Source organism: Variovorax paradoxus, assembly GCF_009498455.1.
In the GTDB taxonomy this organism is placed as follows: Bacteria; Pseudomonadota; Gammaproteobacteria; order Burkholderiales; family Burkholderiaceae_C; genus Variovorax; species Variovorax paradoxus_H.
The window spans coordinates 4,550,755-4,575,947 of the sequence record NZ_CP045644.1; the positions used below are offsets into that span (position 1 = coordinate 4,550,755).

Annotated in this window: 24 protein-coding genes and 1 pseudogene; 19 read left to right on the top strand and 6 right to left on the bottom strand. The window is 65.5% G+C overall.

What is annotated here, in order from left to right:
- The first annotated feature begins 14 nt into the window (after positions 1 to 14).
- The 5 genes from GFK26_RS20965 to GFK26_RS20985 are packed head-to-tail and all read left to right on the top strand — an operon-like array spanning position 15 to position 6,132.
- Positions 15 to 749: a dienelactone hydrolase family protein gene (locus GFK26_RS20965; RefSeq protein ID WP_153283678.1), complete on the top strand. Its 735-nt coding sequence runs from the start codon at positions 15 to 17 to the stop codon at positions 747 to 749.
- 32 nt (positions 750 to 781) lie between these two features.
- The gene (locus GFK26_RS20970) at positions 782 to 2,110 is read left to right on the top strand and encodes an aromatic ring-hydroxylating oxygenase subunit alpha (RefSeq protein ID WP_153283679.1); all 1,329 of its coding nucleotides are present in this window, start codon (positions 782 to 784) and stop codon (positions 2,108 to 2,110) included.
- A 6-nt stretch (positions 2,111 to 2,116) separates the two neighbouring features.
- The gene (locus GFK26_RS20975) at positions 2,117 to 2,641 is read left to right on the top strand and encodes an aromatic-ring-hydroxylating dioxygenase subunit beta (RefSeq protein ID WP_153283680.1); all 525 of its coding nucleotides are present in this window, start codon (positions 2,117 to 2,119) and stop codon (positions 2,639 to 2,641) included.
- A gap of 42 nt (positions 2,642 to 2,683) precedes the next feature.
- Positions 2,684 to 3,763 carry a WD40/YVTN/BNR-like repeat-containing protein gene (locus GFK26_RS20980; protein ID WP_153283681.1) on the top strand — a complete coding sequence of 360 codons (1,080 nt, stop codon included), beginning with the start codon at positions 2,684 to 2,686 and terminating at the stop codon, positions 3,761 to 3,763.
- Entirely contained in the window at positions 3,760 to 6,132 is a 2,373-nt protein-coding gene (locus GFK26_RS20985; protein WP_153283682.1) for an efflux RND transporter permease subunit, read from the top strand. Before GFK26_RS20980 ends, GFK26_RS20985 begins: the two co-directional genes overlap by 4 nt.
- 88 nt (positions 6,133 to 6,220) lie before the next feature.
- On the opposite strand, the gene GFK26_RS20990 is transcribed toward GFK26_RS20985, so the two are convergent.
- The 3 genes from GFK26_RS20990 to GFK26_RS21000 form a co-directional block, all read right to left on the bottom strand.
- Positions 6,221 to 6,775: a MarR family winged helix-turn-helix transcriptional regulator gene (locus GFK26_RS20990; RefSeq protein WP_194273924.1), complete on the bottom strand. Its 555-nt coding sequence runs from the start codon at positions 6,773 to 6,775 to the stop codon at positions 6,221 to 6,223.
- A gap of 62 nt (positions 6,776 to 6,837) precedes the next feature.
- On the bottom strand, positions 6,838 to 7,293 hold the full coding sequence (locus GFK26_RS20995) for a PaaI family thioesterase (protein WP_153283684.1): 456 nt from the start codon (positions 7,291 to 7,293) through the stop codon (positions 6,838 to 6,840).
- Between the two features lie 20 nt (positions 7,294 to 7,313).
- On the bottom strand, positions 7,314 to 8,204 hold the full coding sequence (locus GFK26_RS21000; protein WP_153283685.1) for a 3-keto-5-aminohexanoate cleavage protein: 891 nt from the start codon (positions 8,202 to 8,204) through the stop codon (positions 7,314 to 7,316).
- A gap of 288 nt (positions 8,205 to 8,492) precedes the next feature.
- On the opposite strand from GFK26_RS21000, the gene GFK26_RS21005 reads away from it, so the two are divergent.
- The 4 genes from GFK26_RS21005 to GFK26_RS21020 all read left to right on the top strand — a co-directional run bounded on the left by GFK26_RS21005 (position 8,493) and on the right by GFK26_RS21020 (position 11,866).
- Positions 8,493 to 9,434: a fumarylacetoacetate hydrolase family protein gene (locus GFK26_RS21005; RefSeq protein WP_228121726.1), complete on the top strand. Its 942-nt coding sequence runs from the start codon at positions 8,493 to 8,495 to the stop codon at positions 9,432 to 9,434.
- 64 nt (positions 9,435 to 9,498) lie between these two features.
- On the top strand, positions 9,499 to 10,452 hold the full coding sequence (locus GFK26_RS21010) for a fumarylacetoacetate hydrolase family protein (RefSeq protein ID WP_153283686.1): 954 nt from the start codon (positions 9,499 to 9,501) through the stop codon (positions 10,450 to 10,452).
- A 57-nt stretch (positions 10,453 to 10,509) separates the two neighbouring features.
- Positions 10,510 to 11,076: a cupin domain-containing protein gene (locus GFK26_RS21015; RefSeq protein WP_228121727.1), complete on the top strand. Its 567-nt coding sequence runs from the start codon at positions 10,510 to 10,512 to the stop codon at positions 11,074 to 11,076.
- A 205-nt stretch (positions 11,077 to 11,281) separates the two neighbouring features.
- On the top strand, positions 11,282 to 11,866 hold the full coding sequence (locus GFK26_RS21020; RefSeq protein ID WP_153283687.1) for a TetR/AcrR family transcriptional regulator: 585 nt from the start codon (positions 11,282 to 11,284) through the stop codon (positions 11,864 to 11,866).
- Positions 11,867 to 11,888: 22 nt separating this feature from the next.
- Here the strand turns inward: GFK26_RS21020 and GFK26_RS21025 are convergent, their stop codons facing one another.
- Positions 11,889 to 12,743, bottom strand: a complete 855-nt coding sequence (locus GFK26_RS21025) for an ABC transporter substrate-binding protein (protein ID WP_153283688.1) — start codon at positions 12,741 to 12,743, stop codon at positions 11,889 to 11,891.
- Positions 12,744 to 12,764: 21 nt separating this feature from the next.
- On the bottom strand, positions 12,765 to 13,745 hold the full coding sequence (locus GFK26_RS21030) for a Bug family tripartite tricarboxylate transporter substrate binding protein (RefSeq protein ID WP_194273925.1): 981 nt from the start codon (positions 13,743 to 13,745) through the stop codon (positions 12,765 to 12,767).
- Positions 13,746 to 14,060: 315 nt separating this feature from the next.
- On the opposite strand from GFK26_RS21030, the gene GFK26_RS21035 reads away from it, so the two are divergent.
- The 10 genes and pseudogenes from GFK26_RS21035 (at position 14,061) to GFK26_RS21080 (ending at position 24,024) form a co-directional block, all read left to right on the top strand.
- The gene (locus GFK26_RS21035) at positions 14,061 to 15,008 is read left to right on the top strand and encodes a VOC family protein (protein ID WP_153283690.1); all 948 of its coding nucleotides are present in this window, start codon (positions 14,061 to 14,063) and stop codon (positions 15,006 to 15,008) included.
- A 9-nt stretch (positions 15,009 to 15,017) separates the two neighbouring features.
- Positions 15,018 to 15,365 carry a Rieske (2Fe-2S) protein gene (locus GFK26_RS21040; RefSeq protein ID WP_153283691.1) on the top strand — a complete coding sequence of 116 codons (348 nt, stop codon included), beginning with the start codon at positions 15,018 to 15,020 and terminating at the stop codon, positions 15,363 to 15,365.
- Between the two features lie 22 nt (positions 15,366 to 15,387).
- On the top strand, positions 15,388 to 16,566 hold the full coding sequence (locus GFK26_RS21045) for an MFS transporter (RefSeq protein ID WP_153283692.1): 1,179 nt from the start codon (positions 15,388 to 15,390) through the stop codon (positions 16,564 to 16,566).
- Positions 16,567 to 16,588: 22 nt separating this feature from the next.
- Positions 16,589 to 17,701, top strand: a complete 1,113-nt coding sequence (locus GFK26_RS21050) for an FAD-dependent monooxygenase (protein WP_153283693.1) — start codon at positions 16,589 to 16,591, stop codon at positions 17,699 to 17,701.
- A gap of 37 nt (positions 17,702 to 17,738) precedes the next feature.
- Positions 17,739 to 18,656, top strand: a complete 918-nt coding sequence (locus tag GFK26_RS21055; RefSeq protein WP_153283694.1) for a LysR family transcriptional regulator — start codon at positions 17,739 to 17,741, stop codon at positions 18,654 to 18,656.
- A 135-nt stretch (positions 18,657 to 18,791) separates the two neighbouring features.
- Entirely contained in the window at positions 18,792 to 19,811 is a 1,020-nt protein-coding gene (locus GFK26_RS21060) for a dihydrodipicolinate synthase family protein (RefSeq protein WP_153283695.1), read from the top strand.
- A gap of 43 nt (positions 19,812 to 19,854) precedes the next feature.
- Positions 19,855 to 20,805: a Bug family tripartite tricarboxylate transporter substrate binding protein gene (locus GFK26_RS21065; protein WP_153283696.1), complete on the top strand. Its 951-nt coding sequence runs from the start codon at positions 19,855 to 19,857 to the stop codon at positions 20,803 to 20,805.
- The gene (locus tag GFK26_RS21070) at positions 20,802 to 21,845 is read left to right on the top strand and encodes an ornithine cyclodeaminase family protein (protein WP_153283697.1); all 1,044 of its coding nucleotides are present in this window, start codon (positions 20,802 to 20,804) and stop codon (positions 21,843 to 21,845) included. The genes GFK26_RS21065 and GFK26_RS21070 overlap by 4 nt, the downstream gene beginning before the upstream one ends.
- Before the next feature lie 11 nt (positions 21,846 to 21,856).
- The gene (locus GFK26_RS21075) at positions 21,857 to 23,332 is read left to right on the top strand and encodes an NAD-dependent succinate-semialdehyde dehydrogenase (RefSeq protein ID WP_153283698.1); all 1,476 of its coding nucleotides are present in this window, start codon (positions 21,857 to 21,859) and stop codon (positions 23,330 to 23,332) included.
- Between the two features lie 51 nt (positions 23,333 to 23,383).
- Positions 23,384 to 24,024: pseudogene (locus GFK26_RS21080) on the top strand (cyclase family protein).
- 408 nt (positions 24,025 to 24,432) lie between these two features.
- Here GFK26_RS21080 and GFK26_RS21085 read toward each other — a convergent pair.
- Positions 24,433 to 25,173 carry an IclR family transcriptional regulator gene (locus GFK26_RS21085; protein ID WP_153283699.1) on the bottom strand — a complete coding sequence of 247 codons (741 nt, stop codon included), beginning with the start codon at positions 25,171 to 25,173 and terminating at the stop codon, positions 24,433 to 24,435.
- Between the last annotated feature and the right edge of the window lie 20 nt (positions 25,174 to 25,193).

A 25,193-nucleotide genomic window follows, 5' to 3' on the forward strand; every position in this document is an offset into this window, starting at 1 on the left:
TGAAGGAGAAGTGAATGACTCGAACACTGAATGGATTCGACGAGCAACTGCGTGCCATCACGCGCGAGAAAGCCCTGATCGAGGTTGCGGGCGGCCAGATGGAGGCATACAGCGCCGCGCCTGGGAAAGGCGAGGGGCCGGGGGTGATCGTTGTGACGCATGTCTTTGGCATCGACCAGGACATGAAGGACGTCTGCGACGAGTTGGCCGCGCGCGGCTGCGTTGCGCTGGCGCCGAATTTCTTCTGGCGCGACCAGGATTCGGGCGTGCTCGCGGAAGCGACCGATGTGCAGCGCGCCATCGGCCGCGCGATGCGCATCGACTTCCCGAAATCGATGGATGAATTGCGGCGGAGCATCGAGGCGCTCAAGCGTCATCCCCACTGCAACGGCAAGGTCGTGCTTCTGGGCTATTGCTTCGGCGGCCCCTACGCCTGGCGTGCGGCGTGCGATGGGCTGAGCGTCGATGCCTCGGTGTCTTTCCACGGCACCTACGTGTCGAAGTACCTGAAGCCCGGCGACAAGCCGAGCTGCCCGGTGGTGTTCCACTACGGCGAGCACGACCACCTCGCGCCAGCCGAAGAACTCGCCGCGGTGAAGGCCGTGGCCGATGCGAACGGCTGCTCTTTCGTCGTGCATCCGGACGCCGGCCACGCCTACATGATGCCGGCCAATTCGCACTACCACCCGGAAGCCGCGCGCAAGTCCTGGGATGCCGCGCTGCAACTGATCGAGACCCTCCGAGCGTGATCTGCTCGCCATCCAAGAAAAGAGAATCCCCAATGAGTACCACAACCCTGGATTTATCCCTGCGCCATGGCGCTGCCGCCGACCTCGACCTGGGGCGCATGGTGGAAGCCGAGCGAGTGCATCGCCGCGTATTCGTCGATCCCGAGGTGTTCGAACTGGAGATGGACCGCATCTTCGGCCGGTCGTGGGTCTACGTCGGACATGAGAGCCAGGTGCCCAATGCCGGCGACTACTTCACGACGCAGGTCGGCCGTCAGCCGGTGGTCATGACACGGCATGCCGACGGTGCGATCCATGTGCTGGAGAACCGTTGCCCCCACAAGGGGGCGATCGTGTGTCCCGAGCGGTCCGGCCATACCAAGCGGCTCGTGTGCATGTACCACGGCTGGAGCTTCGAGGCTGATGGCTCGCTGGCAGGGGTGCCGGTGCGTTCCGGCTACGACAACACCTGCTTCGACCCGACGAACCGAGCCAACGGCATGAGGCGCCTGCCGCGCGTTGAGAACTACCGCGGATTCGTCTTCGCTTCGCTCGTGGCGGACGGCCCCGATCTCAAGACCTGGGCAGGTGAGGGAATGCGCGGCTTCGACAGCGTGGTCGACCGCGCCCCCGAGGGCCGGATCGAGGTCATCGGCGATTGCTTCCGGACCGTGCAGAACAGCAACTGGAAGATCTTCATCGACAACATGAGCGATGGTATGCACACGTCGTTCGTGCACTACCAGACGGCACGGGCGGCAAAGCGCACGCTCGAGAAGTTCAAGATCGAACACCCTGGAGGCCTGCAGGTCGCCACCTTGCTGGCCGGGGCGCCCGATCAGATGGCCAAGACCGACCTCGTCGCCCATCCGAACGGACACTTCGACATGGCGGCTTTCGCCCCTGAGCCGAAGGGGTTGGACGCAGAGAAATACAAGGCGGAGATGATCGCCAGGCACGGCGAGACGGGTGCGCAGGCGATCCTCGGGAAAAACTTCCACAACGCCATGCTCTTTCCGACGGCGCTCATGCAGCCGTCGCTCCAGCAACTGCGGGTCATTCGTCCGCTGGCGGTCGACAAGACCCTGCTGGAAATCTGGGTCTTCCGCCTCAAAGGCGCACCGGACAGCTTCACGAGCCGCGCCATCACGGCGGCCAACATCGGGAATTCGCCTTCGAACCTGGTCGCTGCAGACGACTTCGAAGCCTACTACCGCGTCCATGCCGGCCTGAAGGGACCGGAGTCGGAGTGGGTGCGCCTGAGCCGCGAGGCGAACCGCGACATCGCCGTCGGTTCCAGCTTGAAGGGATCGTCCGGTAACTCGGAGGTCTGCATGCGCAACATGTACCAGGCGTGGAGCCAGTACATGACCGTGCGGTAAGCCGCATTGACCACCAAGGAAACCATGAACATGCAGACCACCGCCCACGAATTGCGCCTCACTCGGAGCGAAGCCGAGGATCTTCTCTATCGCCAGGCTGAATACATCGACACACGCGATTTCGCGTCGTGGATCGATCTCTTCACGACCGATGCGACCTACTGGATCCCGGCACGGCCGGAGGACACCGATCCAAAGACCCAACTGTCATTTCTGTACGACGACGTGCCCGGCATGACGGCGCGCTGCGAACGCCTGCTGGATGCCGGTACCGGGGGGCAACAGCCGGGAACGCGCTGCAATCACGTCATCAGCAATGTGCGTGTCCTCCCGGCGGACGCCAGCGGCGTCGTGGTCGTCAGGTCGCGCTTTCAGGTGACGCAGTTCCGGCGCGATGCCGCGAGGTCGTACGTGGGCTCGTACACGCACCATCTCGTCTCGACGGACGAGGGCATCAGGATCCGCTCGCAACGGGTGGATCTGATCGATTGCGATGGCATTCACGATGCGATCTTGCAGGTCTACCTGTAGCGGTTGATGGGCCGGAGTGCAGCACATGATCGGAGTTCAGCCATGACCCCTTGTCCACACGGCGTGGCCAACCCGCGCCGCGGCGGCATGAAGCACGGGTGCGCTCTCGCCCTCCTGATCGCGTGCGCGACGGCGTCGGGCGCGGAGAAGGTGGGGGAGGCGCTGGAGCGGCCGGCACTGACGGTTCGTGTGCCCGAGCGAACCGTGCTGCTGGGCGCGGCGCAGGCGGGGCAGCGTTGGCTGGCTGTGGGCGAGCGCGGTGTCATCGTGCGGTCGGATGACGCGGGCCGCAGCTGGGTGCAGGCTGCAACGCCCGTCAGCGTCACGCTCACCGCCGTGCGCTTTTCCGACGCGCGGAACGGCATCGCAGTGGGCCACGCGGGCACCGTGCTCGTCACACAGGATGGAGGCACCCGTTGGGAGCGCCGTCTCGATGGTCGGCGCATTCCTGAACTGATGCTGGCCGATGCCCGCGCGCGCGGCGATGCGGCGGCGCAGAAGGCCGCCGAGCAGATGCGCAAAGACGGGCCTGACAAGCCGCTGCTCGATGTGCTGGCGGTCGATCCGTTGCACGCGCTGGCCGTCGGCGCCTACGGCATGGCGCTTGCCACCGAAGACGGTGGCAAGCGATGGGTGTCGTGGGGCGACCGGCTGGACAACCCCGACGCCCTGCACCTGTACGCCGTTCGCCAGCGCGGCAGCCGCATTGTCATCGCAGGCGAACAGGGACTTGTGCTCAAGTCCGACGATGGCGGCCAGACCTTCCAGCGCCTGAGCACGCCGTACAAGGGGAGCTTTTTCACACTCGAGCTTCCCAACGACCAGGAGATCGTGCTCGCCGGGATGCGCGGCAACGTCTGGCGATCGACCGATGGTGGGAGTGCCTGGCAGCCGTTGCCAGCGCCCATGCCGGTCTCCATCGTTGCCAGCCAGTTGACCGGTGACGGCACGCTGCTGCTGGCCAACCAAGCCGGCTTCGTCATGGCGCGTCGCGAAGGCGGTGCGTTCGTGCCAGTGAACCGCGTGGCGCTGCCGCCACTCAACGGGCTGCTCGCGACCGCCGACGGCGGGATGCTGGCCCTATCCATCCAGGGCGTAATGACCGTCGATACCAAGCCATGACACCTCTCGATTTCGATCGTTCCGGTTCGCTCTTCGAGCGGGCACTGTTCAACCACCGGCTGCTTGTCGTCCTGCTGTGTGCGCTGGTCACCGCGCTGCTGGGCTGGCAGGCCACGCGGCTGCAGCTCAATGCCAGCTTCGAGAAGACGATTCCAGCCCATCACCCCTACATCCAGAACTTCCTGCGGCACCAGGAGGATCTGAGTGGGCTGGGCAATGCGGTGCGCATCGCCGTCGCCAACCCGAAGGGCGATATCTACGACGCGACGTACCTGGAGGCGCTGCGCCGCATGAGCGACGAAGTCTTCCTGATCCGCGGGGTGGCGCGCGTGCAGATGAAGTCGCTGTGGACGCCATCCACGCGCTGGGCCGGCGTCACCGAAGACGGCCTCGAAGGCGGGGCGGTCATCCCCGAGGGCTACGACGGTTCGCCTCAAAGCCTGGAGCAACTGCGCGCCAACGTGGCTCGCTCGGGCGAGATCGGACAACTTGTCGCGCTCGACGGCAAATCCAGCGTGATCTATGTGCCTCTGCTGGCCAAGGATCCACAAGGCCGTCCCCTCGACTACGGTGTCCTGGCCGGGCGCTTGGAAGCCCTGCGCGTCAAGTACGAGCGCGAGGGCCTGGGGATTCACATCACCGGCTTCAGCAAGGTCGTGGGTGATCTCATCGACGGCGTGCGCGAGGTGCTGGTGTTCTTCGCGGTCGCGGTGGCCATCGCAGCAGTCGCCGTGTTCTGGTTCACGCGCTGCATCCGCTCCACCCTGCTGGTGGTCACCGCTTCCCTGGTGGCGGTCGTCTGGCAGCTCGGGCTGCTTCCCGCGATGGGCTTTGCGCTGGACCCCTACTCGATCCTCGTGCCGTTCCTGGTGTTCGCCATCGGCATGAGCCATGGCGCGCAGAAGATGAACGGCATCATGCAGGACATCGGCCGCGGTTGCCCCAAGCTGGTGGCTGCGCGTTTCACGTTCCGCCGGTTGTTCCTGGCCGGCCTGACGGCGCTGCTGGCTGACGCGGTAGGCTTTGCGGTGCTCCTGGTGATCGACGTCCAGGCCATCCGCGAGCTGGCGATTGCCGCGTCCATCGGCGTGGGCGTGCTGATCGTCACCAACCTGATCCTGTTGCCGATCCTGTTGAGCTATACCGGGGTGAGCCCGGCCGCCGCCCGGCGCAGCCTTCGCTCCGAAGCAGCCGAGCAGAAGCTGCCCTTGTGGCGCTGGCTGGACAGATTCACGCAGCGGCGTTGGGCTGTCGGTGCCGTTATCGCCGGCATGCTGCTGGCATCCGCAGGTGTTGTGGTCTCGCAGCACCTGGCTATCGGCGACCTCGACCCGGGCGCGCCAGAGCTGCGCGCGGACAGCCGCTACAACCGCGATGTGGCCTTCATCAACGGTGCCTATGGCGCCTCCAGCGATGTGCTTGCGGTGATGGTCAAGACACCCGATGGTCAATGCTCGCAGTACGACACGCTCAACAAGGTCGACTCGCTGGAGTGGCAGTTGCGCCAGCTCGATGGCGTGGAGTCCACCAGCACGTTGGCGCTGCTGAACCGCCGGGTTCTTGCCGGGCTCAACGAAGGCAACCCCAAGTGGTACGAGTTCCTGCCCAATCAGGACATGCTCAACACTGTGACGGCGCGCGCGCCCCGCGGGTTGTACAACGAGGCGTGCTCGATGCTCACCCTCTACGTATCCCTGCGCGACCACAGGGCCGACACGCTGACCCGAGTGGTCGACCATATCGAAGCCTTCGCGAAGGTGAACAACACGGCGGACACGAAGTTCCTGCTTGCCGCTGGCTCGGCCGGGATCGAGGCGGCGACGAACATCGTCGTCAAGGACGCTTGGCGCACGATGCTGTTGCTGGTCTACGGCGCGGTGGCGGTGCTGAGCCTGGTCACCTTCCGGTCGTGGCGTGCAGTGCTGGTGGCGGTTCTGCCGTTGATGCTGACTTCGGTTCTGGCCGAGGCGCTGATGGTCGCGCTCGGGATGGGCGTGAAGGTCGCGACGCTGCCGGTGATCGCGCTCGGCGTGGGCATCGGGGTGGACTACGCGCTGTACATCCTGTCGGTCACGCTGGCGCAGTTGCGCGAAGGCAAGAGCCTCTCGGAGAGCTACTACCGCGCATTGTTGTTCACCGGCAAGGTCGTGCTGCTGACGGGCGTGACACTGGCCGTCGGCGTCATCACCTGGGTCGCCAGCCCCATCAAGTTCCAGGCCGACATGGGCCTGCTGTTGGCCTTCATGTTCCTGTGGAACATGCTCGGTGCGATGGTGCTGATCCCTGCATTGAGTCATTTGCTGCTGAAGCCGCGAACCTCACGCGAAGGCTCTGCCGTTGTGCTTGGCGAGCTTCGAGCGAGCTCCTGAAGAGCTTGGTTCGTCTATGCCTCGAAGCCTTGACCGCCTTAGCCACTTCTCCATCGGCGGGCCGCATCACGCATCAACCGTGTGACGCCTATCTCGCGTTTCTCGATGCCTCGAAAGAGGCTCGCGACTCTTGGTTGTTGGTGATTGCTTGTCCGTCGTGGTTGCGTCGACTCCGGTCCGAGATTCGTGTACCAGTCGCCATGCGTGCGAGCAACCTGAGAAAGTTCTTTCGCTGCTCGGTGTCGAAGCCTGCCAATAATTCAACTTGCAGGCGATCGAGGACTGGTGCAACCCGCTTGGCAGATTCGGCACCGCGCTGGGTAAGGACAACTTCAACCACTCGCCGATCCGATGACAGCCGCGATCGGTGGCACAGTCCGCCGCGTTCTAGCCGGTCGATCAACCGAGTCATGCCGGCAGGATCAATTTCGCAGAATCGCGCCAACTCGACCAGCCGCAAGGGGGCGCGGGTGTATAGGCAATGCAATGGGCGCCACTGGGATTCGGTAGGTCCGTCGAGCGCGCGCAGCCGTGTATTCACGGCATGGCTCGAGAGCGCAAGAATTCTTCGAATCAGAAGACCCAGGTCTTCCTCGAGGCCATAGCGAAGAACCTGCACTGCAGGCGTTTCTGCGACGTCCACGACACGCGCTCTTCTCATTGGGGAAATGTTGCAACCGTTCCGGTTCGTGGAGCCTGGGATCGTTACGCGCGGACTGCTCTGACGGCCAGCGAAGAGGTCGCATTCGCAATCAGTCTGGAGCGCCCTGCGTCATAAAGCTGCGCCTGCGCGAAGGCAACCTGCCCCCCGATCCTGTCGACCTTTGCCGCAGCAATGAAATGACCTTCTGGGCCGGCGCTTTGCATATTGACGGTCAAGCTGATGGTTGCGCATGTGTAGCCGGGCTTGAGCTGTGCCAGGACCGCCATCGCCATGGCCAGATCCAGCATGGTAGCCAATGTGCCTCCGCCCACGACGCCGTTGCCCTGCGTCGCGCTCCGAGGTGCGGTGAACCTGATCACCAGTTCGTTCTTGCCGCTTTCCACCAGCAGGGCCGACAGGCTGGCCAATGCGGGATTCACCTCCAGTGGCAGGTGCCGGCGTCCAGAGGCCACCGCGTCCGCAATGAATGCGCGCGTGGGGTTATCCTCTTGCAGCATTGCGGAATTCTCGTCCGGCTTCACGATCTGGCCAGCAAGGTGGTGCGCGCGTGGTCGGGCGTGGCGACCTCATACCCGAGGTCCTCGATGATCCTGGCTGCCTTGGCAACGAGCTCCGCGTTGTCGCGCGCGAGCTTGCCGGGCGAGACATACAGGTTGTCCTCCAGGCCCACCCGCACGTGTCCTCCCAGGATCGCGGCAATGGCGACCATCGGGAACTGGTCCGCGCCCACACCGAAGGCGCTCCAGCATGCATTCGCCGGCAGCAGTCGCTGCATCTCGGCCAGCACCGTGGGCGTGGCCGGTGCGCCCCAGGGCACGGACATGCACAGCTGGAAATACGCGCTCTTGGGAATCGCGCCGGTGGCGATGAGGTGACCCGCCAGACGGGCATGCCCAAAGTCGAAGACCTCGAGTTCCATGGTGACGCCGCTCGCGTGGATCTCCGCGGCCATCTCGCGCAGGTGGTTTGCCGGATTGACGAACACCGCGTCGCCGAAGCTCATCGTCGCGACGTCCAGGCTGCAGATGTCCGGCTTGAGCCTGACCACGTGCGCGACCCGCTCCTGCGGCGTCATGAGTTCGGCGTCCGGGATGGATTCGACACGGAAGGGCGCATCGGTCGGCACCGTCAGCATCGTGCCCGGACCGGTCGTGAGATTGATCAGCACGTCGCAGCGCGAGTCGCGGATACGTTGTACCACCTCCTCGTAGTAGGCGAACTTCGTCGAAGACCTGCCGGTCTCGGGATCGCGCACATGGATGTGAACGACGCAAGCGCCTGCACGCGCGGCGCCGATGGCTTGGTCCGCGATCTCGCGGGGCGAGACGGGGACGGCGGGGTTCTTCGCTCGGGTGTCTCCAGCGCCAGTCAAGGCGCAGGAAATGATGACGGGAGGGCGCTTGCTCATGGGATAGGGCCAGGGCTGGCAATGAAATGGCTGGGACCGGCGATGCGAGGGCTTTACGCCGCCGTGCTATTTACGATACGAGTCGTATCGTCCAAAATATAGGTGTGGTTTGCGGTCGCGTCAATGGAAATCCTTCGACAACCGACACCCCTTCGCCCTAGGGAAAACACCAAAAGCCGATCTTAAAACGAGACGTACAGTATCGAAATTATCTTGGATTGGAGTGTCGCCGTGAAACTTGGAAGATTTGTCGTACAGGGCCTCGATGGTCCCGTTCAGCGCATCTGCATGGTGCTGCCCGAGCAGTCCCGTGTCATCGATCTGCGCGCGGCGGAGGTGTTGCGGCAGGAGTCGCGCGGTGCCAGCCGCGAGGCCGCGCTGCGCTACGCATCCGCGGTGTTTCCCGAAAGCATGTCGGCGGCCATTGCGCTCGGCGAGCAGTTCCTCGAGACGGCGCATGAGGCGTCGGCACGCCACGGGGACGATGCCTCGAAGCCCTTCGAAGGGCTGACCTGGGCGGCGGCCTGCGACCCGTCGGTCGTGCGCGATGGGCTTACCTTCGTGAAGCACATCCGCCAGTTTCATGAGCGAATGAAGCTCACGCCCGCGCCGGCGCTGCTGCAGGTGCCCGGATACTTCAAGGGTTCTCCCTGGACGGTCATCGGGCACGAAGCGCAGGTGCCATGGCCGGCGCGGGCCGAGAAGATGGACTACGAGCTGGAGATCGGCTGGGTCATGGGTCGGACCGCGCACAACATCACGCCAGACACTGCGCGTTCGCATCTTTTCGGGGTGACGATCTTCAACGACTTCTCGGCACGCGACCTGCAGGCCAATGAATTTGCGATCGGCATGGGCCCCACCAAGAGCAAGGACTTTGCCTACGGCATCGGACCGTGGATCACGACGATCGACGAGTTTCCGCACCTGGACCGCATCCGCATGGCCGTTCGGGTGAACGGCGAGACCTGGGGCGAGGGCGATACCTCGGAGATGCTGTGGAGCGTGGAAGAGCTGATCGCCTATGTGTCGCTGGGCGATCATGTGCAGCCCGGCGACGTGATCGGCTCGGGCACGATGGGCAACGGTTCCGCGCTGGAGCTTGGCCGCAGCCTCAGCCCGGGCGACGTGGTGGAGTTGGAGGTGTCCGGTGTCGGCGTGCTGCGCAACCGCATGGGCCCGCGCGAGCAGGACACCTGGTGGCCGACCCCGCGCCAGCCTTTCATGTGAGAGGGCCGCCGTGAAGTTTTCTCTCGGAACTTTCTCCCGCGATGGAGGCGAACGGTTCGCCGCCATGTGCATCGGCGATCGCGTGCTGCCGCTTCATGCGCTGCATGCGCAGGCGCTGCGCTGCGGAGCCCAATGGCCCGAGGCGGCTTCGGTGCTGGACCTGCTGCAGCACTGGGACCGCAACCTGGCGGTGCTGCGCGCGCTGCGGGAGACCGTGCCCGCCCGGCATGACGCCGAGTTGCCGATGGAACGCCTGAGAGTGCATCCACCTGTCGATCTGCCGCGGCAGCTGCTCTGCACCGGGGCGAACTACCGCAAGCACGTCGTCGACCTCACGCTCGACATGGGCGTCGGGCCCGAAGGCCTGGAGGGCCCCGCGCTGCGCAAGTGGGCCGAAGACATGATGGACGAACGGGCCGCGCACGGCGAGCCGTACGCATTTCCAAAGCTGCCTTCGGCCGTCACGGGTGCCTTCGATCCCATCGTGCTTCCGGCGACGACCCAGAAGCCGGACTGGGAGCTGGAGCTCGCCGTCATCATCGGCCGGCGCGCCCGGAACGTGCGCCGCGAGGATGCGCTCCACTACGTGGCCGGGTATGCGATCGTCAACGACGTTTCCGCGCGCGACCTGATCGCTCGCACCGACTACAAGATGCTCGGCACCGACTGGCTGAGATCCAAGTCGCCCCCGAGCTTCATGCCGTTCGGCCCCGTGCTGGTGCCGGCTTGCTTCGTGCCGGATCCGCAGAATTTGCGAATCACCCTGAAGCTGAACGGCCAGACCATGCAAGACGAGTCGAGCGCGGACATGCTGTTCGACGTGGCGCGGCAGATCGAGTACATCTCCGCGCACGTCGAGCTCTGGCCGGGCGACCTCATCGCGACAGGATCTCCCGCAGGCAACGGCATGCACTACAACCGCTTTCTGCGTGAAGGCGACGTGCTCGACTCGGAGATCGAAGGCCTGGGCATGCAGCGCAATGTGTGCACGCGATCACAGGCGACAAAGGCGTCCTGATCGTGCCATTCGACATGCGAAACGACTCATACACCGCCACCAGAAAGGACCCTCGGCGTGAATACTGAAGCAACGATCGAAAAAGAACACGCCAACACCACGGCGAGCGCGCGCCCGGTGCGCCGCATCGTCACCGGAGAGAACGCGCAGGGCAAATCCATCTTCGTGTCGGACGGACCGGCGCCCAACCACACCACGGATCCGGGGACGCCGCTTGCGCAGGTGGTCTGGGCAACGGGCGAGGCCGCAGCTCCCGGTCCCGATCCGGCGCCCGCGGGCCGGGCGTTCGGTTTTCATTCCAGGCGTGGCTCCCTCCTGCGAGTGGTCGACTTCCCGCCCGATGAGGCTTACGAGCCGGCAGAGCTGGCGCGGTTCCTCGACGAGCATGGCGTGCGGGACACCGGCGACGCGCGTCACTTCTGGTTCCACAAGACGCAGTCCCTGGACTATGCGATCGTCCTGGAAGGCGAGATTCACGCACTCATGGACGAGGGCGAGACGCTCATGCGTGCCGGCGACATCCTGATCCAGAGGGCGACAAACCACAGCTGGGCGAACCGTTCAGGCAAGTCTTGCCGCATGGCCTTCGTGCTGCTGGACCTGGAGCCGGGCGGCAAGGTGTGATCGTGCGGGATGGCGCGTCCGAGATAATGGGCTCGTCGCAGTAGACATCGGGAATTTCTTGCCTACCAAAACTCCTTCCCAAGCCGTCGCAGCCAAGGCTCGCGGCCGTGCCTCGGCCCCCTCCGTCGCCAAGCTCGGCGCCGCGCCGGGCCCGGCGGCATCGCGCGCTCGCCCGCCCGGGCGCGCGCGCAGCGATGCGTCGCGCATGGCCGTCCTCGATGCCACGCTGAAACTCCTGGAGACCACGCCGGTGCAGCAGATCTCGATCGAGTCGATCGCGCGCGAGGCGGGTGTGGGCAAGGCCACCATCTACCGCTGGTGGAGTTCGAAGGCCGCGGTGGTGATCGAGGCCTTCCTGCACACCCACCTGAGCCACACGCCGATGCCCAAGGATGTCAGCCCGCGCGAGGCGCTGACCCGCCATATCCACCTGCTGGTGGAAGAGTACAGCGGGTGGTCGGGGCGCATCGTCTCGCAGATCATGGCCGAGGGCCAGAGCGACCCCGACGTGCTGCGCGAATTCCGCGAGCGCTTCTGGTACGGGCGGCGGGCGGTCGTGCGCGAAGTGGTCGAAGAAGCACGCCGAAGGGGCGAGTTCCGCAACGACCTCGAAACGGAGCTGCAGATGGACATCCTGTACGCGCCGATCTATTTTCGGCTGCTCATGCGGCACCTGCCGCTGGACAAGAAGTTCGCGGACGAACACTGCGCCGCGATCATGCAGATGCTGGCACCGAGCGAAAAGAAAGAGGCCGGTGCTGCACCGGCCAGGCGCCGCAAGGTCGCCTGAGCCGTTCCCACGGAAGGCCGGGTCAGTCCTGGGGCAGGGCCGAGGTATTCACCAGCCTGTCGTACGTGGTGTCGGCGCCCGGCAGGCCGCAGCGGCGGCGCTGCTGGATGAGCAGTTCGATGCCGTCGCGGTCCGGACGCAGCGAGGCCGGCGTGCCACGCAGCATGGCGTCCACCACTGGAGCGGAGAAGCCCGCCAGCGCCAGGATCTGACGTGCGCCTTCCGGATCGTCACTCATCCGCCAGCGCGCTTTGTCGAGGCCTTGCAACCAGGCGGACAGCGTGGGCCGCAGCCGCTCCAGCGCGCCCGCGCTCACCACGAGGCCTTGCCCTGGAAAGGTCGGATAGCGCTCCTGTACGGTCGCCACTCGGCTGAGTCCCGCGTCGAGTGCCATGGCGTCGAAAGGCGGTCCCAGCAGGGTCGCGTCGCCGTGCCCGGAGACGATGGCGTCGTGCCGCTCCTTCACGCCGCCCACCGGCTCCAGCGCATAGTCGTCCGGTTCGATGCCCGCATCGGCCAGCATGGCGCGCAAGGCCACGATGAAGCCGTTGCGGGGCGCATCGACCAGGATGGTGGCACCGCGCAGGTCTTCGAGCCTGTCGCGGCCTCTCTGCCCGATCACGGTCAGCGGGGTCGTGCGCTCGAGCTGTGCGACAACACAAAAATCCTGCGGCCCATCGCGCAGGTTCCAGTCCATCACGTTGTCGATGGCCGTGAGCACGGCATCCGCACGGCCGGATGCCAGCGCCTCGAACTGGGCGTCCGATGAAGGATTGCGCTCGGCCTGGAGCGACACGCCCGGCGTGAGGCCCCACGCGTCGGCAGCCAGCGCCACGGGGGAAGGAACGAACCAGAGAAGCCGCAGTGTGGAAGACATGGGATCGCGCGCCCGCACTCGTCAGGTCAATTCGAGCTTGATGCCCGAACGCTTCACCACCGGAACCCATTTCGCCCGCTCGGCGCGGATGTAGGCCGCGAATTCCGCCGGGGTACTCCCGACGGGCTCGCCGCCGTATTCGTGGTACCTCTGGATGACCTCCGGCTTGCCTGCCAGCGTGGCGCAGGCAGCCGACAGCTTGTCCAGCACGGCCTTGGGCGTGCCTGCGGGCGCAAGAAGGCCGAACCATGTCGATGCGTCGTAGTCCGCGATGCCCAGTTCCTCGAAGGTCGGCACGTTCGGAAGCAGTGCGTGGCGGCCCTTGCCCGTGACGGCCAGCGCCTTCAGCTTTCCCGCGCGGATGTTGCTCATGGACGCCGCCAGCGCATCGAACATCACCTGCGTCTCGCCTGCCAGCAGCGCCGCATAGGGACTGGTCGTGTTGTACGGGACGAACTGGTAGCTGGTCCCGGTGATCGCACCGAACCACACGCCCAGCAGGTGCTGGAAGGTGCCGATACCGAGCGTTCCCGCGGGAATGGTTCCCGGCCTGGCCTTGGCCAGCGCCACGAGTTCGGATGCCGTCGAGGCGGGCAACCCCGGGTGGGCGACCAGCACGCTGCGCAAGGCGGTGAGCTGGCTGATGGGTTCGAAGTCGGTGGGCTTGTATGGAAGCTTCGCGTACAGCTCGGACATGTAGCACAGCGAACTCGGGATACCGATGTGCAAGGTGTAGCCGTCGGGAGGCGCCTTGGCGGCCAAGGCGGTACCGATTGTTGTCGCGCCTCCGGGACGGTTGTCGATGAACACCGACTGCCGCAGCAGAGTGGTGAGCCCTGCGGCCCAGAAGCGCGAATCGGCATCGAGGCCCGACCCGGGCGGGTTCGCCACGATGATGCGCACCGGCTTGTCGGGATAGTCCCCCGCCAGCGACCTGCCGGCGAGCGTTGCCATCAGCATTCCGGCGCCGGCGCCCAGCGCCTGCCGTCTCGAGATCGTCATTGGGTTGTGTCTCCGCATCTTGGGCACCGGAAAAAAAAGCGGCGCCTGGAAATTGTCCACCCATATTACAAGACGAACCGTATTGCAAATATCGGGAAACCCCGAAGATGCCGCGCCAGTGGCATCTTCCGCCCAAGGGTTTGTCCTAAATTAATAACGATACGGTCCGTATAGTATTTAGTCAGTTCCAGCACAACAAGCAGAGACAAGCAAGGAAGCTGCGGCGAAGTCGATTCGCCCGTCGCTCCACGAACATCGGTGCTTGGCTTTCGAGTGCTGGCCATGGAGCCTTCTCACTCTCGAAAGGAAAAGAGAATGAACATCCTGGGGCCTGATTCCCTGGTCTTCGGCGTCGATGACCTCGATGCCTGCATTCAGTTCTTCACCGACTACGGCCTCGCGCCCGTTGGTGTCGATGAATCCGGCGGGCGCTTCGAGGCGGTCGACGGTACCTCCATCGTCATCGCGCACAGAAGCGATCCCTCGCTGCCTCCCGCCATGGACACGGGAACGATGCTGCGAAAGACGATCTACGGTGTCGCGGACCGCGAGACGCTGGAAGCTATCGCCGACGAGCTGGGTCGCGACCGCGAGGTGAAGCGTCTGCCCGACGGCTCCATAGAGGCGTCGGACGACATGGGATTTGTCCTGGGGTTCCAGGTCTCGGTGAGGCGAAAGATCGACGTTGCAGCCGAGACCGTGAACTCGCCGGGTGCCAAGCCGGGGAGGGCTCCCAACGTCGTCGGGGCGAATGCCCATGCAGAGTTCCGGCCGCTGACGCTTTCGCACGTCGTGTACTTCGTGCCCGATCAGGCCAAGGCCTCCAGGTTCTACGTGGACCGGCTGGGCTTCCGCTGCACCGACCGCTTCACGGAAGCAGGCACCTTCCTCAGGCCCGCGGGAACCCTGGATCACCACACGCTGTTCCTGATCCAGACTCCGGCCTTCATGAAGGGGGTGGAGCATTTCACCTTCCATCTCTCGGGTCCTACGGCGGTGCTTCAGCGCGGCACCGCCTTTGCCGCCCAGGGCTACCAGACGTATTGGGGTCCTGGCCGGCACAAGTTCGGCTCCAACTGGTTCTGGTACTTCAACAGCCCTGTGGGCTGCCATGTGGAGTACGACGCGGACATGGACCTGCACGACGACAGCTGGGTCGCGCGCGAAGCACCCATGCAGGTCGATGAATCGCAGATCTTCCTGTTCCAGCACCGTGACAAGTGGGCGCCGGGTGGCCCACCGCCGGGCAGCGAGGCGCATTGAAGGACCGGCATGCGCGCGTACCTGTGCAGGCTCGACGAGCTCCCTGACCGCGCGGCACGCGGCTTCGCTCCCGAAGGCATGTCGCGAAGAGCGATGTTCGTCGTCCGGCACGGCGGCCGCGTGAGGGGATGGCTCGACACCTGCCCGCACGTCTACGGCGCGCCGCTGGCCTGGCGCAAGGATGCCTACCTCAGTGCCGACAGGAATTCGATCGTTTGCTATGGGCATGGCGCGGTGTTCGACATCGACACCGGTGTCTGCACCAAGGGGCCATGCGTGGGGCAGGCACTCACGCCCGTGACGCTGGAATGCGATGAGGGGGCGTTGTGGATCACATCACCGCATGCCGCCAAGTGACAACTTTTCCGAGGGCTTCAATATGAATTCGACAACTGGCTTCCGGGCACGGATCGCCCTCATGGCCGCGCATTGCGCGGGAATGATCGACATCGTTGCGCTACCCGTGTGGGTCGGAACGCTCATCGCACGGTTCGGGTTCGACCCGCAGCAGGCGGGCGCGCTGGCCACCTTGTTCCTGGCGGGGGCCGTCACGGCGAGCGTGGGCCTGGCGCCGCGCTTCAACCGCCTGCGCGGCCGCCACTGGATCGTTCCCGCAGGCTACGCCATTTCGGCTGCTGCGTTCCTGGCCTGCATGCGCACCAGCCAGTTCGAAACACTCGCGGTCCTGCATCTTGCGGCGGGCTTTGCCACTGGCGTCGGATTGAGCATCACGCATGGCACCGTCGCCCTCACGAACAACCCGCATCGGCTGTTCGGCTTCATGCAGGTCGCGGTAGGCGTGCTTGGCATTGCCTACATGGCAGCCGCCCCGCAGATCATCGCGCAGGTCGGAGGTGCAGGGCTCTTCGCCATCTTCGGCGCCATCATGATCGCGGCGAGCGTCATCACGGCGCTGGCGTTCCCGAAAGTACACCCGGCGCAGGCGGAGGCCGCGGCGCACGATGTGCGGCCGGCGCGGCTGCCGAAAGCCGCATGGTGCGCGATGGCGGGCATCAGCCTGATGAACGTGACGCAGGCCATGGTGTTCTCCTTCATGGAGCGGATGGGTGCCGATCGTGGGTTCACACCGCCCGATCTGCATGTCGTGCTGATCGCGGTGGGCATCGTCAACCTGGTTCCTGGCGCGGTCGCCGCGTTCCTGCAGCACCGCCTCGATGCACGCAATGTCGTGCTTGCTGGCGCCACCGCACAAGCCATCCTCGCGGTGGTGCTGGTCTCAAGTACCGCATTCCCCGCCTATGCGGCGAGCGGCGCATTCTTTGTCTCCGCGGTGATCTTCACGCACATATTCACCTTCGGGGCTCTGGCCAAGCTGGATCCGTCGGGGCGCGCCGTGTCCGCGACGCCCGCGATGCTGATGATCGGTTCGGCCATCGGCCCTGTCCTGGGCGGCACCCTGGTGAAGTTCTTTGGTTATGAGGCCATCGGCTGGGCTGCGGTCGCGATCGACGCCGTGGCCTTCTGCTTCTATCTGCAATTGCGAAACCACACCGCGCCACCCGATGCGCCGGTGATAAAGATTCATCCACAAACATGACTGAAAAGCAGGAGACAAATCCATGAACAAGACCAAGCGGGTGCTCGTGGTCGGAAGTGGCATCGGCGGCGCCACCGCGGCCTATGCGCTGGCCAAGGCGGGCCTGGAGACCCATTGCATCGACATCCAGCCGGCCAGGTCCACGCTCGGCTCGGGGATCTGCCTGCTTCACAACACGATGCGTGCACTTTCGGAGATCGGTCTAGCCGACCCTTGCCTCGACAGCGGGCTGCGCTTCGAGGTGTTCAAGCAGTTCGACGCTGCCGGCAACCTTCTCATGTCGAACCCGACGCCGCCCGGCATCGGCATCCGCCGTCCGGAGCTTGCCCGGATCCTCGAGACCTCGGCCAGCGCGGCGGGAGCGAAGATGGAGCGCGGCCTCACCGCCAAGAGCGTGAGCGACCGTGGAGACTGCGTGGAGGTGGAGTTTTCCGATGGGCGCGAGGCTGCCTACGATCTCGTGGTTGCAGCGGACGGCGCCTACTCGAAACTGCGCGAGCAATTCTTCGGTGCCGAGCATCGCGTGTGTTTTGCTGGCCAGAGCGCCTGGCGCTTCAATGCGCCGCGGCCGCCCGAGGTCGATGGCTTCTGTCTCTATCGCTCGCCCGATGGCAAGCGCACCGTCGGCGCGCTGCCGACGTCGAAGGAGACGTGCTATCTGTTCTTCCTGGAGAACAGTGCGCAGCACCTGCATTGGCCGGACGACCAGCTGGATGTCCTGGTCCGTGAGCGGCTCGCTGGCTTTTCCGCCCCGGTGATCCAGGACTCGCTGGCATTAATCACGAGCCCGCAGCAGGTTCTGGTTCGTCCGTTCGACGTCACGCTTGTGCCGGCCCCGTGGCATCGCGGCCGGGTCGTGCTGCTGGGAGATTCGGCGCACTCGCCGACCCCGCAGATGACCTCCGGGGGTGGCATGGCCATCGAGGACGCGGTGGTGCTCGCCCAGTGCCTGAAGGCCGAAAGCAGCATTCCGGAGGCTCTGGTGGCCTATACGAACCGCCGGTTCGAGCGCGTCTCCACGGTGTGGAATGCCTCGCTGCAGCTGTGCAAGTACGAGCAAGAGGCCGTGCCGAATCCGCAAAGATCCGCCGCGCTCTTGCTGCAGACCTACCAGTATCTCGGCCAGCCCATGTGAGCGCCCCCGCCGGCCGCGAAGGACGGAAAATCACGGCATGAAGTCCATCGTCGACGCGGCCTGGCACCACTTCGTCAAGGTGGCGGAGCTGGGATCGGTGTCGCGCGCAGCCGTGGCGGCGGATGTCCCGCAATCGGTGGTCAGCCGGTGCATTGCCCAACTCGAACGCGACGCAGGCTCCCCCTTGTTTCGCCGGACGGGGCGCGGCGTCGTCCTGACCGAACTGGGTGAGCAGCTGTACCCGCGGATTCAGCGGCTGATCGCCGAGTCGGAGAGCTTTGCCGACGAGGTCCGGGCGAGCAGGGGGGTGCCCGTGGGCGACGTGCGCCTGGGGCTGTTGCCCTCGACGGTGCCGTCGCTTGCGGGTCCGCTTTACCAGCGCGTCCTCCAGCAGTTTCCCCAGGTGCGGTTGCACCTGACGGAGGGCTCCAGTTCGCAGCTGCAGGAAATGCTGGACCAAGGGCGACTGGACCTGTCCTTGCTGCTGCGTGACGGTGGCGAGGCCAGCGCGGACGAGCCGGTCCTGATGGAGGGCGCTCTCTGTCTCGTGGCCGCCAGCAGCGACCCGCTCGCAAGTCGCCAGGAGATTCGCTTCGAAGAAGTCACCCGGCTGCCGCTGGTGCTGCCGACCGAACCTCATCCGCTGCGCGAGCGGCTGGTCGTACTCGCGCGCAAGATGGGCCTGAGCTTGCGCGTCGTCGCCGAGGCGAACTCGATCCGCCTGCAGCACGAGATCGCGGCGTCCGCGGCAGGCTTTGCGATCACCGCCCCGTCCATCGCTGCGCACGACAAAGGCCGGCTCGCCGCATTGAAGATCGTGGAGCCGGTGCTGTCGCGCGCGATCGTGCTCGCGGTCGCCCGCCACCGCCCACACACGCTGGCGACGCGAGAGATCCATGCGCTCCTTCTGTCGATGGCGCCCGCGATCCTTTCGCAAGAAGGCTCCGCCGCCTGAGCTTTCGCCGGAGCGGATAGCTGCTATCGCGTGCGCACTCTCGCTCATCGCGCGCAGCAAACCTAAAGTGCCTTTCATCGTTGCTGTGCTTCGATGAGGACAGCGTTCTACCCACCACAACCGAGAGAGACAAACATGCTTCCCTACAAGCGCGCAGATGCCCGGGCCTGGGCCCGTGACAACCTGGTCGGCTGCTCCGCCGTAACCATCCCGAGCTATTCGGCCGATCTCAAGCGACTGAACGAGCGCGGCATCCGCCATGACGTGGCGCTGGCCAAGGAGCTCGGGTTCAAGCACACGCTGCTGTGCGCCGAAGTGGCCATCTCGCCGGAGGAGAACGCCCAGTTCACAGCCTGGGCGGCGGAGACGGCGGGTCCGGACTTCGGCCTGTTCTTCCATGCCGCGTTCAACACGCTGGCGGAGAACATCCAGGCCGTGAAGCTGGCGGAGGCGGCCGGCGCCACCATGGTGCTGCTGTCCTATCCCGCGCAGTTCTGGCCCACGACGGAGCAGGAAGTCTTCGACTACACCAAGGAAATGTGTGACGCGACCAAGCTGGGCGTGATGCTGTTTCCGTTGCCGGCTTGGGGCTTCGAGCGCATCCATCCGGCAGGCATGTCGGTCGCGCTGGTGCGGCGGCTGCTCGAGGCCTGCCCGAACATCGTGGCGATCAAGTCGGAGCAAGGCTTTCCGCTGCCGGCCGGCATCTGCGAGATGTACCACCACTTTCGCGACGAGGTCGTCATCAGCTGCCCGATCGAGGGCGACGCCATCCCGCTCATGAGCCTGATGAAGATGCAGTTTTCCGGCACCAGCAACACGCAGTGGATGGGCGACTACTATCCGCGCGCCTTCGAACTGGCCCGCACCGGAAAGTGGGAGGGGGCCATGGAGCTGTACTGGAAGGTCAACCCGGCACGCGGCGCCAACGGCGCGGCCACCCAGGCTTACATCGGCGGCACGTCGGTGTTGAACCGGACCATGTGGAAGTACCAGGACTGGCTCGCCGGCTTCAATGGCGGCCCGCTGCGGGCTCCGGCCATGCGCATCCCCGACAGGTTCCTGAAGACGCTTCGCCAGGGGCTGGTGGCTTCCGGGCTTCCGGTGACCTCCGATCCGGACAGCGAGTTCATGGTCGGGCGGCATCCCTGCTGAAGCGGCTGCCCGATAGCCGCTGCTAGAAAAACGAGACCAGACCATGACACTCCTGAGACGCCGCACATTCATCGGCGCGGTAGGCGGCCTGCTGCTTTCATCGGTGCGCGCCGCCGAGGCGGTCCGCGTGATCGTGCCCTATGCCGCGGGCGGCTTTACCGACATCGGCGCGCGCGTCATCTGCGAGCAACTCGGCCAGGTGCTGGGGCAGCCCGTGATCGTGGAGAACCGACCGGGCGGCGGCACGCGGATCGGAACCTCCGCCGTGTTCGGCGCCAAGCCGGACGGCCACACGCTGCTGCTCACCAACATTGCGTACAGCATCCTCCCGCTGGTCGACCCTTCGGTGAAGTACGACGCGCCCACGGCTGCTGCGCCCGTGGGCATCGCTTCGGTCTATTCCATCGCCGTGGTCGTCAATGCGCAGCTGCCCGTGAAAACGCTGCGGGAGTTCATCGACCACGCACGCAAGAACCCGGGCAAGCTGACCTACGGCAGCGCCGGGCCGGGCAGCGGGGCGCACCTGGGGGGCGAGCTGTTCAAGGCCTTGACCGGCGCCGATCTCGTTCACGTGCCGTTCCGGTCCACCTCGAGCGCGCTCACCGAGGTGGCTGCGGGCCGGGTCGATCTCACCTTCGACGGCACGGCGCTCGAACTCGCGAAGACCGGCAAGGTCAGGATCCTCGCGGTGTCGGGCACCGACCGCGATCCGCGCATGCCGGATGTTCCCACCGTGGCGGAAGCGGGCCTCAAGGGCATGGAGACGAACTCCTGGCTCGGCATCTTCGCTCCGCTGGGCACGCCCGCGCCGGTGGTCGAGCGGCTGAACCAGGCGCTGAACACCGTCTTGCAGAAAGAAGCGCTGAAGGCGCGCTTCCGCGAACTCGGCATGGTCGCGCGTTCCGGCTCTCCAAGCCTGCTGATCGATCAGGTGCGCCACGACACTGATCTGTACAGGCGCGTCATCCACGAAGCCAAACTGAAATTCGAATGAGCTCCACCAACCCCAAACTTCCCGAGAGCGCCGCGGCCGAAGCGCCCGTGTTCGTCTCCTCCGAAACCGCCGCTGCCGTTTTCCAGTGGCTGCCGGCGGTGCGCGTCTTGCAGGAAACCTATGCGCGGCCGATGGGCGCGAACGCGGTGCCTCGGCGCACCATTGCCGCGGGCGCGGCGGAGCGTGCGTCGCTGCGGACGATGACCGCGGTGCCGCCGGGATCGCGCTACTACGGCGCCAAGCTGATGGGCATGGCCTTTGGGACTGCGGGCCGGCAGCTCGAGTACGCCGTCGTCCTGTTCGATGCCACCACAGGCTCATTGGCCGCAATCGTGGACGGCAACCTCGTCACCGCCTACCGGACGGCCGCGACGTCGGCGGCGGCGCTGGATCGGCTGGCGCCGGAGCGCCCCGCGAGCCTCGCCGTGCTCGGCAGCGGCTTGGAGGCGCGCATGCACACGCTCGCCATCGCTGCGGTGCGCGAGCTGCATGAGATCAGGGTCTACAGCCCGACGAAGGCCAAGCGCGAGGCCTTCGCCAAGGCCCTGGGCACTGAACTGGGGGTTCGCGCGCACGCCGTCGAATCGCCCGCAGAAGCCGTGGGCGGCGCCGACGTCGTGCTGGCGGCGGCCCGTTCTTATGGCGAGGAACCCATCCTGCACGGCGAGTGGCTCGCACCCCATGCAACGGTGGTTTCGATCGGATCGACGCTGCCCGATCAGCGTGAAGTCGACAGCAGCGTGGTGGCCCGCGCCAGCGTCATCGTTTGTGACAACGTGGAGGAAGTGCTCGAGGAATCCGGGGACATGCTGGCTGCCCGGCGTGACGGTGTCGAGCCTGAGGCCAAGTGCATCAGCCTCAATGACCTGCTGTCCGGCAAGGCGAGCGGCGCCCGACGCGAAGGCGAGGTGGCCATGTACAAGTCGGTCGGATCGGGCCTTCAGGACGTGGTGGTCGCCGGGATGATCCTCGATCTTGCGCGTGCCGCCGGCCTGGCGACGCCGCTGCCGATCCGATTCGAAACAAAGCGCATCGGTTGATGCAAAGAACCATGAAGAACCTGCTGAAAGACCCCGAACTGTTCCGCACCGCCGCCTTTGTGGGCGGCGAGTGGATCGATGCTACGCCGCACGGCAAGTACACCTTGCGCAACCCGGCTACCGATGAACCGCTCGTCGAGCTCCCTCGCTTCCGGCAGGACGAGACGGCGCAGGCCATCGAGGTGGCGCACCGCGCCTTCCTCGACTGGCGCGGGACCACGGCCAAGCACCGCTCGGAAGTGCTGCGCCGCTGGTACGAGCTCATGGTTCTGCACGGCGACGACCTGGCGACATTGATCACCCTGGAGGAGGGCAAGCCGCTGGCCGAAGCCAAGACCGAAGTGCAGTACGCGGCATCGTTCCTCCAGTGGTTTTCGGAGGAAGCCAAGCGGGTGCGCGGCGACGTGATACCCGCACCGAAGGACACCCAGCGCATCGTGGTGCTGAAGGAGCCGATCGGCGTCTGTGCAGCCATCACGCCCTGGAATTTTCCCGCGGCGATGATCACGCGCAAGGCCGGTCCCGCGCTGGCGGCGGGCTGCAGCATGGTCGTCAAGCCCGCGAGCCAGACGCCGCTCACGGCGCTGGCGCTGGCGGAACTGGGCCGACGCGCTGGCGTGCCCGCGGGCGTGTTCAACGTCGTGACCGGCAACGACACGCGCGACATCGGCAACCAGCTCACATCGCATCCGCTGGTGCGCAAGATCACCTTCACCGGTTCGACCGAGGTGGGGCGCGTGTTGCTGGCGCAAGCCGCGAGCACCATCAAGAAATGCTCGATGGAACTGGGAGGCAACGCACCCTTCATCGTCTTCGACGATGCGGATCTGGATGCGGCCGCGGACGGCGTGGTGGCGGCCAAGTTCCGCAACACCGGCCAGGCCTGCATCAGCGCCAACAGGGTGCTCGTCCAGGCGGGCGTGTACGACGCATTTGCCGCGAAGCTGGTCGAGCGCGTTCGCAAGCTGCGCGTCGGCAATGGCCTCGAATCGGACGTGCAACTCGGCCCGTTGATCGATGACGGGGCCGTTCGGAAGGTCGAAGAGCACATCGCGGATGCCGTCGCGCACGGTGCGACCGTGCTGCATGGCGGGCACCGCCATCCGCTGGGAGGCCGCTTCTTCGAACCCACCGTGGTTGCGGGTGCCACCTCGCAGATGGCGCTGGCGCGCGAAGAGACCTTCGGCCCTCTCGCGCCGCTCTTTCGCTTCGAGAAGGACGAGGAGGCGTTCGCGATCGCCAACGCGACCGAGTTCGGGCTCGCCGCCTATCTCTACAGCCGCGACGCCGCGCGCATCTGGCGGGCTTCGGCGGCCATCGAGTCCGGGATGATCGGCATCAACTGCGGGTTGATCTCGAACGAAGTGGCGCCGTTCGGCGGCGTGAAGCAGAGCGGGCTGGGGCGTGAGGGCTCGCACCACGGCATCGAGGAGTTCCTGGAGGTCAAGTACCTGTGCTGGGACGGCCTTGCGCCGGCGTTCAGCTGAGGTGGCCAGTTCGCCGATCGGTCCTGACCTGGCCAGGTGTGGTCGTTCAAGATGGAGAAGATTTCGCAATACGACGCGGCCGGCCCGGGTTGGTACTGGAACAACTTCTCCTGCGGCGAGCACACCGGCACTCATTTCGACGCGCCGGTGCACTGGGTGACCGGCAAGGACCAACTGAACAACACCGTTGACACCAGCGACCCATCGCGCTTCATTGGTCCAGCAGTCGTGGTGGATGCGAGCGCTCAGGTCGCGCTCGATTCAGATTGGCTGTTGACCGTGGACTTTCTCGAGGACTGGGAAGTTCGGCATGGACGCATGCCGGCGGGCGCCTGGGTGCTGTTCCGCACCGACTGGTCCAAGCGCATCGAGGATCCGGCAGCGTTCGTCAACATGCAGGCGGACGGTGCACACACTCCGGGCCCACGCAGGAGGCCGTGCAGTGGTTGATCGAGGAGCGCGAGGTACGAGGTTTTGGTGTCGAGACGATCAACACCGATGCGGGCCAGTCCCACACTTGGCCGATGCCCTATCCGTACCACACTCTGATGCACGGGTCGAACAGGTATGGACTGCAATGCCTCACGAACCTGGACCAGTTGCCGCCGATCGGGGCCGTGATCTCCGCCGCGCCGCTGAAGATCGAAGGTGGCTCTGGCAGTCCGCTGCGCGTACTTGCGCTCATGGGATAGCGCGACCCGCTCGCAGCCAGTCCCGCCCGCGGCGGCCGATGTCGGCGAATGCCTGCTTTCTGCGAGTCCACTCGAGGTCTTGAAAGGCAAGGTTGAATCCGCACTGCGAAGCTGTCACGGGCAACTTCGGCTCGAGACTGGTTGCTGACGGTCACGCGCAAAGCTCGAACGGCAAGGATGGGCCCGTTGCAGTCCTTCGGCCATCAAGAGAAGCTGACCTTGGCCGAGGTTGCTGAACGGCCGACAGCGGACTTTCGACAGCTGCGTCAATCCGAGTGATTTGAAGGCTGCAAACTCGTCAAGCAGGACTTGCGAGATCACCCTTCCGGTCTACTTGTCGAACTGCCGGAACGGCCGGCAGCGTTCAGTCAGACTTCTTCGGGGCTTCGCGGTACGCTTAGAGACGCTTTAGATCATGCCGCTCAGCCGGGCAGCGGCTTCCCTGACGGGCTCGATCTGGGAACGATTAAAACGATGCGCTGGCATCGTCAATGTCACTGCTCCGGCCAGCGATCCGTCTGCGTGAAAAACGGGTGCGGAGACACCACCAAGCTCAGTGTTGCGGTCGCCCACCAGGGCCACGAAGCCCTCGGCACGGATTCGGGCGAAGAGCTTGCGATCCGCTGGCGACTCGGACCCGCTGGACTCGCTGAATGCGTTGAGTACGCGAGCGCCGGCCCCCCGGTCGGCGGGCAGCAGGTCTCCAGCCCTCACATGATCGCGCAGCATGTTTGGCGAATCGACGCGGTACATGCAAAGGCGAACCCAGGCGTCGCCCTGCTTCTGCCGCACGTGGTAGGCGGCGCTCTCGCCCGTTGCAGCGGTCAATGCGCGCAGCACCGGCATCACCACCGCATCCAGCGAGAACGATGCCGCATATATGGCGTGCAGCCGCGCCACTTCCGGGCCGAGCGCGTAGCGGCCATCGTCGCGTTGTCTTTGCAACAGACCTGCGTGCTCCAACGAAGCAAGCAGCCGCAACACCGTGCTCTTGTAAAGCTGCGTGCGCTCGGCCAACTCCGTCAGCGATAGCGCGCGGTCGCCGTGGCGAAAGGCGGATAGCAGGGTCAATGCACGGTCTACGGCGGCGGCCCCGCCCGGGGCGGCGTGCGCGTCGGCGACCGATTCGACTTGGGGTTTTTTGGGCATGGGTTGACCTTCAAGCGAGA